Source organism: Dysgonomonas gadei ATCC BAA-286 (assembly GCF_000213555.1).
Lineage (GTDB): Bacteria > Bacteroidota > Bacteroidia > Bacteroidales > Dysgonomonadaceae > Dysgonomonas > Dysgonomonas gadei.
Genome location: NZ_GL891990.1, coordinates 60,214 through 74,624, shown reverse-complemented (window position 1 = coordinate 74,624; position 14,411 = coordinate 60,214). Strand labels below are relative to the sequence as shown.

9 protein-coding genes are annotated in these 14,411 nt (G+C 41.1%); 7 read left to right on the top strand and 2 right to left on the bottom strand.

The window, feature by feature from the left end; genetic code table 11:
• Positions 1 to 484: 484 nt before the first annotated feature.
• The 5 genes from prfB to HMPREF9455_RS18130 all read left to right on the top strand — a co-directional run bounded on the left by prfB (position 485) and on the right by HMPREF9455_RS18130 (position 6,355).
• Positions 485 to 1,598, top strand: a protein-coding gene (gene prfB, locus HMPREF9455_RS18150; RefSeq protein ID WP_185095965.1) for a peptide chain release factor 2 whose coding sequence is annotated in 2 segments (ribosomal slippage) — positions 485 to 547 and positions 549 to 1,598 — 1,113 coding nt in all. Because the reading frame shifts where the segments join, the coding sequence is not laid out codon by codon here.
• 48 nt (positions 1,599 to 1,646) lie between these two features.
• Positions 1,647 to 4,415 (top strand): S9 family peptidase, encoded by a 2,769-nt coding sequence (locus tag HMPREF9455_RS18145; RefSeq protein WP_006801203.1) that lies wholly within the window; start codon positions 1,647 to 1,649, stop codon positions 4,413 to 4,415.
• Positions 4,416 to 4,540: 125 nt separating this feature from the next.
• Positions 4,541 to 5,734 (top strand): low temperature requirement protein A, encoded by a 1,194-nt coding sequence (locus HMPREF9455_RS18140; protein WP_006801202.1) that lies wholly within the window; start codon positions 4,541 to 4,543, stop codon positions 5,732 to 5,734.
• 59 nt (positions 5,735 to 5,793) lie between these two features.
• On the top strand, positions 5,794 to 6,090 hold the full coding sequence (locus HMPREF9455_RS18135) for a GNAT family N-acetyltransferase (RefSeq protein ID WP_006801201.1): 297 nt from the start codon (positions 5,794 to 5,796) through the stop codon (positions 6,088 to 6,090).
• A gap of 43 nt (positions 6,091 to 6,133) precedes the next feature.
• Positions 6,134 to 6,355 (top strand): (4Fe-4S)-binding protein, encoded by a 222-nt coding sequence (locus HMPREF9455_RS18130; protein ID WP_006801200.1) that lies wholly within the window; start codon positions 6,134 to 6,136, stop codon positions 6,353 to 6,355.
• Positions 6,356 to 6,440: 85 nt separating this feature from the next.
• Here HMPREF9455_RS18130 and HMPREF9455_RS18125 read toward each other — a convergent pair whose 3' ends face one another.
• Both HMPREF9455_RS18125 and HMPREF9455_RS18120 read right to left on the bottom strand, forming a co-directional pair.
• The gene (locus HMPREF9455_RS18125) at positions 6,441 to 9,101 is read right to left on the bottom strand and encodes a transglutaminase domain-containing protein (protein ID WP_006801199.1); all 2,661 of its coding nucleotides are present in this window, start codon (positions 9,099 to 9,101) and stop codon (positions 6,441 to 6,443) included.
• Between the two features lie 70 nt (positions 9,102 to 9,171).
• Entirely contained in the window at positions 9,172 to 11,919 is a 2,748-nt protein-coding gene (locus HMPREF9455_RS18120; protein ID WP_006801198.1) for a putative LPS assembly protein LptD, read from the bottom strand.
• A 376-nt stretch (positions 11,920 to 12,295) separates the two neighbouring features.
• On the opposite strand from HMPREF9455_RS18120, the gene HMPREF9455_RS18115 reads away from it, so the two are divergent.
• Both HMPREF9455_RS18115 and HMPREF9455_RS18110 read left to right on the top strand, forming a co-directional pair.
• Positions 12,296 to 13,573 (top strand): M64 family metallopeptidase, encoded by a 1,278-nt coding sequence (locus HMPREF9455_RS18115; protein ID WP_006801197.1) that lies wholly within the window; start codon positions 12,296 to 12,298, stop codon positions 13,571 to 13,573.
• 92 nt (positions 13,574 to 13,665) lie between these two features.
• Complete coding sequence (locus HMPREF9455_RS18110; protein WP_006801196.1) at positions 13,666 to 14,379, top strand: tetratricopeptide repeat protein; 714 nt, start codon at positions 13,666 to 13,668, stop codon at positions 14,377 to 14,379.
• Positions 14,380 to 14,411 lie beyond the last annotated feature (32 nt).

Sequence of the window (14,411 nt, the reverse complement as noted above, 5' to 3'; positions counted from 1 at the left end):
TAGATAAAGATATTTGGTTTTGATAAAAAGCCCTGCCTTCGTCCTTTCGGATTTGCAATCCGAAAATTTCTACTATCAGGATTTATAATCCGTTAAAGAGCTTATGATAATAAAAAGCGGGGGATTACAAGTAGACAAGATACCCCCCGCTCGCGAAGACGTCCCGTCTGTGTATTTGAGCAACATAACAAGGCTAAAATCAGCAATAAAAATAAATATCTCATTATTATTAGTTTTAATTATAAAGTTATATAAACTAGAGGAAAAGCCATTCGTTTTTCCATATTTATTCAGTACAGATTCTTCATGACTCGACTGATCGCACAGGCTCTCAGCCTGTAATACCTATTACCTCCTTCCATTATCAAAAAGAAACACACACACTATTTTATCACATTACAAAATACTTATAACTTATAACCCGTAACTTACAACTTATTTTTACCTTTGCATCTCAATTTAGTAATAACTTAAAAGGTAACTTATGATTACATCAGACCAACTCAAAGAAGTGTTGGAACGCGAGGACGCGTTGAGGAGGCATCTTTGACGTCGATGCAAAGAAAATACAACTAGAAGAAGAAGAATTAAGAACACATGCACCCGGTTTTTGGGACGATGCAAAGACTGCGGAAGCCCAAATGAAGATTATCCGTGGACTCAAAGGTTGGATAGAAGGATACGAAGAAGTAAAAGGTGCTGCCGAAGAATTACAGTTAGCATTTGATTTCCAGAAAGAAGGCGTTACTTCCGAAGAAGAAGTAGACGCAGCATATGAGAATGCCGTAAAGCTTGTCGAAAATCTGGAACTGAAAAATATGCTTCGCCGCGAAGAAGATAAACTCGGCGCAGTATTGAAAGTAAACAGTGGAGCCGGAGGTACCGAAGGACAGGATTGGGCGTCGATGCTCTTTCGCATGTACCAGCGATGGTGTGATGCCAGAGGTTACAAAACAACCATCACCCATTGGCAGGATGGAGATGAAGCCGGTATTAAAACAGCTACATTACAGGTCGAAGGCGAGTATGCGTATGGTTATCTGAAATCGGAGAACGGCGTGCACCGTCTTGTTCGTGTATCGCCATATAACGCTCAGGGCAAACGTATGACCTCATTTGCTTCGGTCTATGTAGTACCCTTAGTCGACGATACTATCGAGATCGAAGTAAACCAGTCCGACATTACATGGGATACGTTCCGTTCCAGTGGAGCCGGAGGTCAGAATGTAAATAAAGTAGAGACCGGGGTTCGCCTGCACTACAAATACAAAGATCCTGAGACAGGAGAAGAGAAAGAAATCGTAATAGAGAATACAGAAAGCCGTTCCCAGTTCGGAAACAAGGATAATGCGATCCGTTTGCTGAAATCGCAGCTATACGAAATGGAACTGGAAAGACGTAGTCGCGAACAGTCGAAGATAGAGGCCGGTAAGAAAAAGATAGAATGGGGTTCACAAATCCGAAGCTATGTATTCGACGACCGCCGCGTGAAAGATCACCGTACAAACTACCAGACATCCAATGTCAATGCTGTAATGGATGGTGACCTGGACGATTTCATCAAAGCATATTTAATGGAATATGGAGAAGAAGCCTGAAAAGGTTTCTTTTTCATTTCACAATTATAACCTCAAAAGACCTTAATTATGATCAGGAAAGCATATCGGATAAGTGCTGTTCTGTGCATTGCACTATTGGCAGCAATGCCGGGAATGGCGCAGAAGAAAGTGTTGGACCATTCTGTTTACGATACATGGAAGAGCCTTTCCAATATCGAAATAACGAATGACGGAAAGTATAGCGTTGCCATAGTAAAGGAACAGGAGGGAGATGATTATCTCCTAATCCGGAACCTGAAAAGCCAAAAGGAGCTTATCCTTCCCCGCGGTTATACATATACGATTACTCCAGACCAAAAGTATGTAGTAGCTCAGATAAAAGCGCCTTATGCTGTAACCCGTCAGGCAAAAATAAAGAAAACGGCCGATGAGAAATTGCCTAAGGATTCGCTGGCAATAATATCCCTCGATAAATTTACACTATCTAAGATACCGAATGTGAAGAGTTATAAGCTGGGAAAAGATTATTCCGACTATATTGCCTACACATTGGACGACACGATAAAAGTAAAGGACAAGAAAGACGTAAAGGCATATTCGCTTATCTTCCGTAATCTTTATTCGGCAAAAGAAGATACAATCAAACATGCGACCGAATATGTATTCAGCCGCAACGGTAAAAGTCTTGCAACAATACTGAAACCGAATGCCAAAGATACAGTGAATAAACCGGGAGTATTATTCATCAACCTGAGTACTCTGGATCAGAGAACAGTTTCGACAGGAAAAACAACATATAAAAATGTTGCATTATCGGAGTCCGGAAGTAAACTAACCTTCCTTGCTACAGCCGATAGTATCAAGAAAGAAATCAAACAGTATGGTCTGTTTTATTTCGATGCTACACTCGATTCAGCCATGCTTATGGCAGATAAAAGTACATCAGGAATGCCTGATAAATGGAGTGTGAGTGAAAATTATTCGCCTGTTTTCAGTAAAGATGAAAAGCGCTTGCTGCTAGGTACCGCACCCGTAAAATTACCAAAAGATACAACTATACCTGATTTTGAAAAGGCTCAACTCGACCTTTGGCATTGGCAGGAACCACAGATACAGCCCATGCAGCTGATTCAACTGGAAAAGAAAAACAAACAAACTTATCTCTCATATATAGATTTAAACAATAATAAGTTTTATCAGTTGGCAACCGAAGATATTCCCGAAGTAAATATCTCAGGAGAGAATAACGGAAAATATGCATTGGGAGTTTCTGACCTCAAATATGAAATTGAGCAGCAATGGGATCTTTGGGCAGGATCGAGAAATGATATCTGGCTCTTCGATCTGGAGAATAATACAAAGAAGCAAATAAGAACGGGCTTAGAAGGACGAATTTACTTCTCTCCCCAAGGCAATTATCTGTTATGGTATACTCCCCAAGATAAAAAATACTATGCTTATTCCTCAAAAACAGGAAAAGAAGTATGTCTGACTGATGGCCTTGACGTAAATTTCTGGGACGAAAAAACAGATACACCGATACAGCCTTATCCATACGGTCCTGCTGCTTGGATGGAAAATGATGCTGCCGTTCTGGTTTATGACAGATATGATATATGGAAGCTTGACCCTGATGGAGTAAAGAAACCGGAAAATCTGACGAAGGGTATTGGGCGTGAAAAGAAAACCGTACTCCGGTATATTAAGACTGACCCGGAGAGCCGCTTTATAAAACCCGATGAAAAATTATTACTCTCTGCTTTTGATGAGACCAGTAAGGAAGCCGGATTTTATGAATGGAATAAATCGAAAGCAGTTCCTCTGATAATGGGTAAATATACATATACTACGCCGGTAAAGGCGAAAGATAAGGATGTATATTGTTTTACAAAAAGCAATTTCAACACGTCTCCGGATTTATATGTAACTACCGATCTATGGAAGACAGATGCTAAACTGTCGGATATCAATCCACAGATGAAAGAATACAACTGGGGTACGGCAGAATTAATGTCGTGGACCATGTTTGATGGCAAGACAACACAGGGTATTGTATATAAGCCCGAAGATTTTGATCCGGCAAAGAAATATCCTGTAATGATTTATTTCTATGAGCAGCATACAGATAATCTTTATCAGTATTTTCCACCTGCGCCCAGCCGTTCCATTATCAATATCCCGTTTTATTGCAGCAGGGGTTATATTGTATTTACACCCGACATAGTATACACAACAGGACATCCCGGCGAGAGCGCCTATAACGCTATCGTTTCCGGTGCGCAGAAACTGGCTGAGAACCCATGGGTAGATAAAGACAATATGGCTATACAAGGACAAAGCTGGGGTGGCTACCAGACAGCTTACCTGATTACCCGTACCAATATGTTTAAAGCTGCGGGAGCCGGAGCACCGGTATCCAATATGTTCAGTGCATATGGTGGTATCCGTTGGGATACGGGAATGAGCCGCCAGTTTCAGTATGAGCAGACACAATCACGTATCGGTGCTACTATGTGGGAGGCTCCGGAACTGTATAAGGAAAATTCTCCGGTTTTCTTTGCCGATAAAGTACAGACTCCTTTGCTTATCATGCATAACGATAAAGACGGCGCTGTGCCGTGGTATCAGGGTATCGAATATTTTATGGCTCTCCGCCGTTTACAGAAACCGGTATGGATGCTTCAATACAATAATGAAGCACACAATCTGAAAGAGCGGAGAAATACCAAAGACCTGAGCATACGTTTACAACAATTTTTCGATCATTACCTGAAAGGCGCCCCGATGCCTGTATGGATGAAGACGGGAGTGCCCGCCACCGAAAAAGGGCGGAATTATGGCTTAGATATGGAATGAAAATATGAAAATATATAGGAGAAGACAGGCTAAAATAGCCTGTCTTTTTCATATCTTGTCTTCTTTGAACAAAGCATAGATCAAACCGTTAATAACATAACCGGTCCGATAAATAATATTAACTTATGGCTCATTCTTCACATACCTCACATTCCCTCCTGCGCAAGCGCGGAGAAGGAATTGCTACCGTGTCTTTCTCCGAGTTGCTGTTCGACCTGATATATGTATTTGCCGTCACACAGTTGTCTCATTACTTTTTGCATCATCTGAACTGGACAGGCTTTTTGCAAAGCGCCGTACTCTGGTTTGCCGTATGGCTCGGCTGGCAGCATACCACATGGATGACAAACTGGTTCGATCCGAATATCCGCAGTATAAGGGGCATCTTATTTGTGCTGATGATGATCGGGCTACTGGTTGCGGCAGCCATTCCGGAGGCTTTTGGCGAAAGGGGATGGATATTTGCCTTTTGCTATGTGGCCATTCAGGTCGGACGTACAGCATCCATTCTATTTATGCTGGGCAGGAAGCATCAATTAACACCAAATTACACCCGTATATTCGGCTGGTTTATCATATCGGCAATCTTTTGGATCATCGGCACATTTCAGGAAGGAGATATGCGCCTGTTATTATGGGCGATAGCTGTCCTGTGTGACTATACCGCACCTATGTTCGGCTTTTACCTCCCGTTTTTGGGACGGTCAGATTCGGCCAAAGACTGGACAATAGACGGACATCATCTGGCCGAAAGAAGTCAGTTGTTTGTTATCATTGCCTTTGGGGAAACAATTTTAATGTCAGGCGCTTCATTAAGTGAAATCGAAGTATGGACAGCTCCTGTTGTTTTGGCAGCACTTATATCATTCGTCAGTAGCCTGGCTATGTGGTGGATTTATTTCGATACAAGCAGCGAAGCCGGAGCGGAAAAAATAATGAAAGTGGATAATCCTGGCTTGCTGGGTTTGAAATATCACTCGATACATGTTATCTTAGTAGGTGCATTGATATTATGTGCCGTGGGTGATGAATTGGTGGTCAATCATCCGTTGGGGCATATGACTGCATCTGCCGTATTTGTCGTGATTGTGGGACCGATCATCTATCTGATTGCGAATATGGTATATAAATGGTTTACATGCAGGATTATAGCAAAGTCTCATATTGTAGCGATTGTGGCTTTAGGTGTCCTTATTCTGTTTAGTTCTTATCTAAATCTTATCGTCTGCAATGCATTGTCTGTATCTATATTTGTGTTTATCAGCATTCATGAAGTTATTGATTCGAAAAAGAAAGGTCATAAGAAAATAAAGGAATAAACAATATGCAACTACAGGACGTTTATTAATAAAATACAAACTAAAAAACTTATTCTGCAATGGAAAATTACGAATTAATCAACAATACAGATGAGAATCAATATGAGTTTCATGTAGGTAAATATCTTGCTAAGATAGAATATATAAAAACAAATAACGGGGAAATATACCTGACTCATACTGAAGTTCCTGTTGTTCTCGAAGGGCAGGGTATTGGCAGCCAGCTTGTCGAAAAAGTACTTACAGATATAGAAAAGAATGGGTTGCGCCTTATCCCCCTTTGTCCTTTTGTGGCAGGATATATCAAAAAGCACCAGGACTGGAGACGTATTGTGATGAAAGGGATCAACGTGTAACAGAGGAAACTATAAGATCTACTAAATATACAAAACTAAAAACATGGAAAAGAAAATTGAATACACCAATGGTGAACTTACCATTGTTTGGCAACCTGAGCTTTGTCAGCATGCAGGTGTTTGTGTGAAAATGCTGCCTGAAGTATATAATCCTAAAGACAGACCTTGGGTAAAACCGGGAAATGCGACTACAGAACAATTAATTGCTCAGATAAATAAATGTCCTTCGGGGGCGCTAAGCTATAAGCTGAATAATAAAGGTTGACCAGAGCCAACATTCATATCATAATTATAACCATAACGGCCATAAAAATAATGGCCGTTATGGTTATAATTGCTTCTTCCTAAAGCTATTTTTTCGTTGCTTTTTCTTCTTCTATTGTTTTAAGTATATTTTCTCCGATGCCAATACGGTAACCTTGCGACGAATATAATATGCCTCCGTTTGTAGACAAATAAACAGTCAAAGGAAAATTGTTCGAGAAATCTATTTGCAAAGCTCCCGCGACAGCATTAAGCAATACGCGGTTATTATCAGTCATCCACAACGATTGTTTAGGTAAGCCTTTAAACACAGAGGCATCAAATGCTTTGCTCAGTTTATCGTCAGGCACTGCAAATAATAATCCTCCGTTCCAGTCCTCAATAGCCTGCTGCACGGCCGGCAGATCCTGAAGAATATGCTTGGTCGGTTCTTTGTCAGGATCGGCGAAGCAGATAACCAAACCTTTTTTGTTGGTCAGCTCTTTCAATGTTTTTTTGCTGCCGTCATTCAATGTGACTATAGTATTCGGATCTACGATACCTTGCACCTGAATGCGTCCTTCTACTTTAGGTAATTTGATTTCTATGGATCTGGATTCCTTTCCTTTCACTTCTATATAGCGTGTGTCAATGGTTACAGAACCATCATTCCCCCTGCTGCCTGTCATTATACGGTAATACCCTTCGTCAACGGATATTTTTGCAGGCAGGCTCTTTATCTCGTTCTCATAGTCGAGTGTGACAAAATTCCCATTATCGAAACGGGCGATTGTAAAATGAGTATAGTATCCCGGTTTCACTATATTACCCTTTGCACTAGTGAATGTTATAGTCGCTTTAGGCTTTTCTGCGGCTTGTTCTTCAAAAAATACATCTGTCCACAGATTATCTTCTGCCCTGAGATATTGGGGACGGCTGGTAGCCGGGTCTATACGTGTCAGTATATCCATCGAACGACATAAGGCGACAAAGAATATATCTCTCGAGTGCTTATCAGAAACCTTTAGCTCGTACACTCCTTGAGGTGAGACAGGACATTTGAAGTAGTTTTGTTCATCATCCACTTTTATATTGGTTCGGACAAAATCTACGACAGTCTGTATATCGGAGCGTGATTTATTGATAAAATCCTCAGTCAGCACCTTTTTGAAGTAGCCGCGCCACGGGCGGATTAGTTCCAGACCGATGCGTGGTGATAATATATATTGTGCATAACGCTTATGGAAGTCAGGTATTCCTCCCGGCCAGGAGCCATTGACGATCAGATGATCTGACAAATATCCGGCTGGAGTATCACGCAAGTCTTTGTCTTTTAATGATTCTATGAACGGGTATAAGTATCCGTTGCCGCTTTGAGATTTAAGGAATGCGGATATCTCCTGCCAGTTCCCTTGCGATTTAGATAAATACTCCCACGTTTTGTCAGCATTCAGATTATTCTCTCCGGCAAATTTACGAGCGTCAGCCTCATTTATAAATGTATTCATATACCCATTACGGATAGAATCTTCATGGGCAAGACGTTTCGCATTCCCGGCAATCTTTTCAGCTGACAATTCTTTTACTGATTGTTCGGCCGGGGCTTCCATAATGATGGACTCTTCGAATTCCCCGCCTTGTTTTTCTTTTAGGGTAACTGTTAATTCCCCGCCATCCGGTGTCGATTTTGCATAGCCATATATGTCATCTTTATTTGCCCACACAAGTATATCCCCCATACCGGAAACAATGGACGCACTACCGTCCTCTTTTGTTATACTTTTAGCAACAGGATAAAATTCAGCATAGTTATATACATTAAAGTTCACCGTTGCTCCGGGTACAGGCTTGCCTGCTTCGTCCACCACCTTTACTTTTACATCACGGGTAGCAGTATAGTTACCTAACAGATTAATCACGGAATACAGACCCGTTTGTACATTTTTTTCTTCAGGGCCATTGTATAATCCGAAAACATTGGTATGTACCATCATTGCCCGCTTTACAGGCGCGGAAAACCATGCCACATCGAGTTCGGGTTCGGGTTCACAAGCGCCGATATAGTGCCATTTCCCGTCTACCCATGCTTCAACCCAAGCGTGGTTATCATCGGTGTGTACCCATCGTGGGGTATAACATTGACGGGCAGGAATACCTACAGCCCGTAAGGCTGCTGTAGTAAATGTAGACTCTTCCCCACAACGCCCCCAGGAGGTTTTAGCTAAAGCCAAAGGGGAAGACGTGCGTCCGTCCGTTCCTCTGTATGTTACTTTTTCGTGGCACCAGTGATTGACTTCGAGTACTGCTTGTTCCATTGTCAGGTTTTTCACCCGGTCTTTTAATTCTTCGAAAAAGACCTGGCGTGCAGTATCCAGATTTTCATTGTTTACCCGGTAAACCAGTACAAAATGGCGGAAAATATCATCTGGTATTTTCTTTCCCCAATCAAAATAGTCACGGGCATTGAATGCCGCATCTACTTGTCCGAGAAAAAAATCGCCGTCATAGTCAGCCAAATCGGAAAGCGGCATATAAGCATACAGAAATTCCAATGCTTCTCGTTTCTCTACAGGCAAATCTGGTCTATCGAGAACAGAGAATAGTTGCTCGCTACGACCGGCAGCCAGTTCTTTTCGTTTAAGGAATTGCTCGTGTACTTCTTTTCTGTACTTTTCGTCTTTCAGAAAATGAAGATTCGACTCACTACAGGCACTGATAAAAATCAATATAGAAAATAGGATAATAGAGTAGCAGCTTATTCTTTTCATGTCTATTAATAAATTAAGGTTTTAAATTAAACACCCGTCAGCAAAAATAGTTGACAGGCGATAGACCGGATTAATCCCAGTTAGGATCGTAACTGGACGAACGGCCTCTTTGCTCATATTTCAAATCCTGCAATAGGGATGAGCTTGCCCTTAACGACACATAATATGATTTATAGGCGCCCACAGGGTTGAAGCTGGCGGTGATTGACCAGCAATGGAGGTTGCGGGTAAGGTTACAGCTCATATATGCGATTTTTTTAGCATCGAAATCGTAACTGGTGTTGAAATTGAAATTCCAGTTTTTTGTAGGTTGTATGCTTCCGCTTAATCCGAAGTTCTTGGTCAGGCGGCCTTTGTATTCCATCTTATCATAATCAAAATCCCCATAGTTATAGTTCATGGAGAAGTTGAAGGCCAGGTTCCATTTAATATCATTTTTCACATAGCCGTCTTCATCATATTGATTATCATCTTTCTTTTTTTCCAGCAGGCTACCCTTTTTCTGTTCTCCGGCTTCACCTTCAGGGTTGTCCGTATCCGTCTGACTGCCTTCTTTTTTGCCGCCTTCTTTCTCTACATCTTTACCAAACAGCTTTTTAAAGGTGTCCTGGTTGATGGATGGGGATATGGAATATCCCGTACTTTTCAGTCGCCCTATACCCTTACCGTGGCTGATACGCAGCTTGTCAACCTTTGTAGGGCTTCCATATTGGTCCAATCCATACATATACGGATCGAAAGCGGCGCCTATATTTACTACAAATGATTTGCTGAATTTGAAACGGGCATTTACAGCGATGTCGCTCCATTTGAGGGAGTCGGCCATCATATTGTTGCTGAAATTGATGCTGAGATTGTCTATCAGGCTTATCTTTTTGTATCCGGTCGAATCTTTTTCGGACGCGACTTTCATTTCCAGATTATTTTCAAAGTTGAATGAAACCATTCCCGAAGCACCCATCGGAGCTGTACCGAACATTCCCTGTGAATAAGGGGAATATACATATTCCATCTGCTGCCCTTTCGAGTCGATATATTTATATCTTTCGTAGAATCCGAACATAGGGTCGCTGAAGTCGGGAGCATAACTCAGGCTGATACTGGGAGTAAATACGTGGCGGATTCGTGTCGTTTTGGAAAAGACAGGGATATATTCTCCGTATAATTTAGTCTGGAAACTCAGTGCTGCATTGAAATCATAGACACGCTTGAATGAATATGTGGTATCGCCCCGCATACTCATATGTGTGTTTGTCTGGGGATTCCATTGTTTTTGTATCTTACTGGTATACCAACGTTCCGTATAATTTATAGATGGTGTGATATTCAGATAATTGAAAGCGCTGAATGTCGCGGAAACCGGAATAGTATGTTTCATCGCATTTTTCCAGTCTTTCTGTAAGTTGGATTTCAACAGGAGGTTTTCTTTCGTATCTATACTGTTCCTGAAATCTCCGGTATAACTTAGTTGTATCTTCTCATACCAACGTTCTGCTCCCGCCGCTTCTTTTCTTTTGAACGGTGCTACACGGCTCATTGTTACGGTCAGGTTCGGCAAAGTCATGGAGATGGACGAGTCCTGGCTACGCTGTGCCACATTCATAGAGGCTGATATGCTCCACGCCGAATTTGGTATCTTCTGAGTCAGGTTGACACTCGAACCTTTCGTGTTACTTGTACCTTGCCGGGTATACCGATTATCGAGACTGTTGTTATTATAAGAGCTTGTTGCAAAGTTCACACTTGCAGAAAGCGTCCTGAACATATTCGCTTTAGGGTCTTGGGAGTGTGTCCAGTTGATGGCGAGGTCTTTGCTTATAGACTGGTCTACATCCTTTTCCCCATATTTGTTGTACAGGTAATTGAAGTCGAACGAGCCGGAATATTTATAACGTTTACGGTATGATGAACGTGCTTTGAGCGCCCATGAACCTTTTGTGTAAATATCTCCCGTGAGGGCAAGATCTATATTGTCATTAATGGCGAAGTAGTATCCTCCGTCATGCAAGTTGAATCCTCTGTCCATCTCGTCTCCGTATGATGGCATGATAACCCCCGATGAATATTTGTCGGAAAAAGGGAAGAACCCGAAAGGAAGTCCCAGAGGCAGGGGTAATCCTTCAATAACGAGATAAGCAGGTCCTGTTACTACATTCTTTTTCGGTTTGACCTTTGCTTTTGTCAGTGCCAGATAGAAATGCGGATGTTCGTGGTCGTCGCAGGTCGTGTATTTACCGTCGAGCATAAAGAAAGAGTTGTCCTCCTGCTTCTTAGCTCTTCCCGCTATTACATAACCCTCTCCCTGAGTGGTAATAACATTGGTGATATATCCTTTTTTTGTTTTGAAGTTATACTTCATATCTTTCGACTCATAATCCGTGCCTCCATCAGAAAAGACAGGATAGCCGAATTCTTTCCCTACCGAATCCAGTCCGTATGTGGCATATACCAGACTACTATCCATGTTCATGGACAACTTTTCACCTTTTAGTGTTATTTCGGTATATTTTACTTCTGCTGCACCATATAAATAGCCCCAATTACTAGCCATAAGTACTACGGAGTCATTGGCGGTATAGTCCACTACGGCATCCAGCGCATTCTTTTTTTGTGCGGTAGAGTCTTGTAGTAAAGAGTCGTTGCGGAGCTTCAGGGAATCATTCTTCAGGAGGGAATCACCCTTCACACGGGGCAGGGTGTCGTTGCTATATATTGAATTTATAGCACGATGCTTAGTATAGGCATATTGTGCACCCCAAAAAGGCACAGAGAACAATATACATAGAAAAATGTATGCTAAGATGCGAACTTTTCTCATCTACAAAACCTCATGCTTATATATTCGGATGCAAAGCTAATCAATTAAACATGAAAGCAGAATACGAAAAAACAAAAAAAGTATAAATTTTTGTATTCAGACTGAATATTCACGATCAATCTTATTGCCCGGAGTCCGGATATTTATGTATATATTTAGAGCTTGTTTAAATTTTATTCGTTCCGATTTTCAGAACTATTTTTAGAATGATTTTTTCTTTTCTGAAGTGCGAATAGCGGGCTATTCAAGCTGAAGAAAGGGGAAAAATCAGATAAAAAGAGACTGAAAATGAACGAAAAAAGAGTTATAATAAAATATTTTGGTAAAATTTAAACAAGCTCTTACTATCTTTGTTCCTTATTAAACGAATCTTTCTATGAAATATTTTTTACTTGCCCTCGCGCTCTTCTTTTCAATAACAAAATCACAGGCTCAGAACTTCGAAGATTATTTCGTCGATAAAGCGTTGCGTATCGATTATATTTTTTCCGGAAATGATGAATCTCAGGTTGTGGCTCTCGACCAGTTGAACCAGTTGCCTCACTGGGCAGGGCGCAGACATAACCTCTCACAGCTACTCCGTAAAGGTAACGGACAAATATGGGTGACAGATGCAAAAACCGGGACATGTATCTATACCGATGCTTTCAGTACCCTGTTTTCAGAATGGCAGACTACACCTGAGGCTAAGGAGGTTAGAAAAAGTTTCGAAAACTCATTCCTTATACCTTATCCTAAAGGGAAGATATCAGTGGAGATAAAACTGAGAGACAAGTTTGGCATATACAAGACTGCGATCAGGCACGATGTAAATCCGGATGATATTCTGATAAAGAAAAAAGGATTGAAGAACATTCCGGCCTATACAACGGTACATAGGGGCGATTCGGTTAATAAATGTGTGAATGTAGTTATTCTCGCAGAAGGATATACAGCTTCTGAAATGGCAAAATTCAGAGAGCATGCACAGATTACCTGTGAACAAATATTCAATCATAGCCCGTTCAATCAACTGAAAGATAAGTTCAATTTTTATGCGGTAGAAACAATTTCAGAGGATTCAGGCGTAAGTGTACCGCGTGAAAACAACTGGAGCAGGACCGCCTTCAGTTCCCATTTCGATACATTCTATTCCGACCGCTATCTGACGACATCTCATGTAAAAGATATACATGATGCCATTGCCGGGATACCATATGCACATATTATTATATTAGCAAATACAGATGTGTATGGAGGCGGAGGAATATTTAACGCATACACACTGACGACCACCGGCCATGCTGCCTTCAAACCTGTTGTAGTCCATGAATTCGGGCATAGCTTTGCAGGTTTGGCTGATGAGTATTTTTATGAGAGCGATGTACTGGATAATACATACCTTCATTCTGTAGAGCCATGGGAGCCGAATATTACCACGTTGGTTGACTTTACCCTAAAGTGGCAGGATATGCTTGTGCCTCAGACTCCGGTACCCACAAACACCGATCTTGCAGATAAATTTAGTGTAGGAGTATTCGAAGGTGCCGGTTATTCGGCAAAGGGTATTTATCGTCCCGCTATCGATTGCCGGATGAAGACAAATACATGCAAAGACTTCTGTCCTGTATGTCAAAGAGCTATACTGCAACTCGTAAAATTCTATACTGAGTAAAAAAAATACAGTCAGGATTTTATTTATAAGGATAAAACCCCTATTTTTGTCGCTGCTAATTCTGAATATTAAAATATATAACTAATAATACAATGTCTTCTAAAAAGAAACAAGCTGAAATACAGGAAGAGAAGGACTGGGAAAAAATCGACAGTGCTGTTCATAAATCTGAAAATTTTATCGAAAAATATCAGAAACAGATATTGATCGGAATTGGTATTGTTGTGGTAGTTGTCAGTGGCTATCTGGCATTCCGGCATTTCTATCTCGGGCCAAAGAATGTAGAAGCACAGGTTGCTTTATTCAAAGGTGAGCAATATTACAGAAACGGACAAGATTCCCTTGCTATCTATGGTGATGCAAACGGATATGTAGGTTTTGAATCTATCATCAGCGACTATGGTTCTACCGATGCCGGAAATCTTGCAAAATTATATGCCGGCATCTGTTATGCTAATATGGGCCAATACGATAAGGCTTTGGATCATTTGAAAGGATTTAGCGGAGGTGACAAAGTATTGTCTCAATTAGTAAATGGAACTATTGGAGACTGCCTTAGCAACACCGGAAAAGAAAACGATGCTGTTTCTTATTATGTGAAAGCGGCTAAAGGTGTTGACAATCCGTCACAAAGCCCGATCTTATATAAGAAGGCGGGGCTTATATACCGCAACCAAGGTAACTACGACAAAGTAGTTGAAACGTTTACTACGATCAAAAATCAATATATGAATTCACCAGTTGCAATGGAAGCGGATAAATATATTGAAGAAGCTAATCTGATGAAAGCAGGAGGAGCAAAATAAGAGGAAAGAAAATTATCCAGATATACAAAAAG

Coding starts and splice junctions, on each gene's coding strand:
- HMPREF9455_RS18140 (WP_006801202.1), top strand. CDS start 4,541: ATGGCTCATTCTTCACATACCTCACATTCCCTCCTGCGCAAGCGCGGA.
- HMPREF9455_RS18130 (WP_006801200.1), top strand. CDS start 6,134: ATGGAAAAGAAAATTGAATACACCAATGGTGAACTTACCATTGTTTGG.
- HMPREF9455_RS18115 (WP_006801197.1), top strand. CDS start 12,296: ATGAAATATTTTTTACTTGCCCTCGCGCTCTTCTTTTCAATAACAAAA.
- HMPREF9455_RS18110 (WP_006801196.1), top strand. CDS start 13,666: ATGTCTTCTAAAAAGAAACAAGCTGAAATACAGGAAGAGAAGGACTGG.
- HMPREF9455_RS18125 (WP_006801199.1), bottom strand. CDS start 9,101: ATGAAAAGAATAAGCTGCTACTCTATTATCCTATTTTCTATATTGATT.
- HMPREF9455_RS18120 (WP_006801198.1), bottom strand. CDS start 11,919: ATGAGAAAAGTTCGCATCTTAGCATACATTTTTCTATGTATATTGTTC.
- HMPREF9455_RS18145 (WP_006801203.1), top strand. CDS start 1,647: ATGATCAGGAAAGCATATCGGATAAGTGCTGTTCTGTGCATTGCACTA.
- HMPREF9455_RS18135 (WP_006801201.1), top strand. CDS start 5,794: ATGGAAAATTACGAATTAATCAACAATACAGATGAGAATCAATATGAG.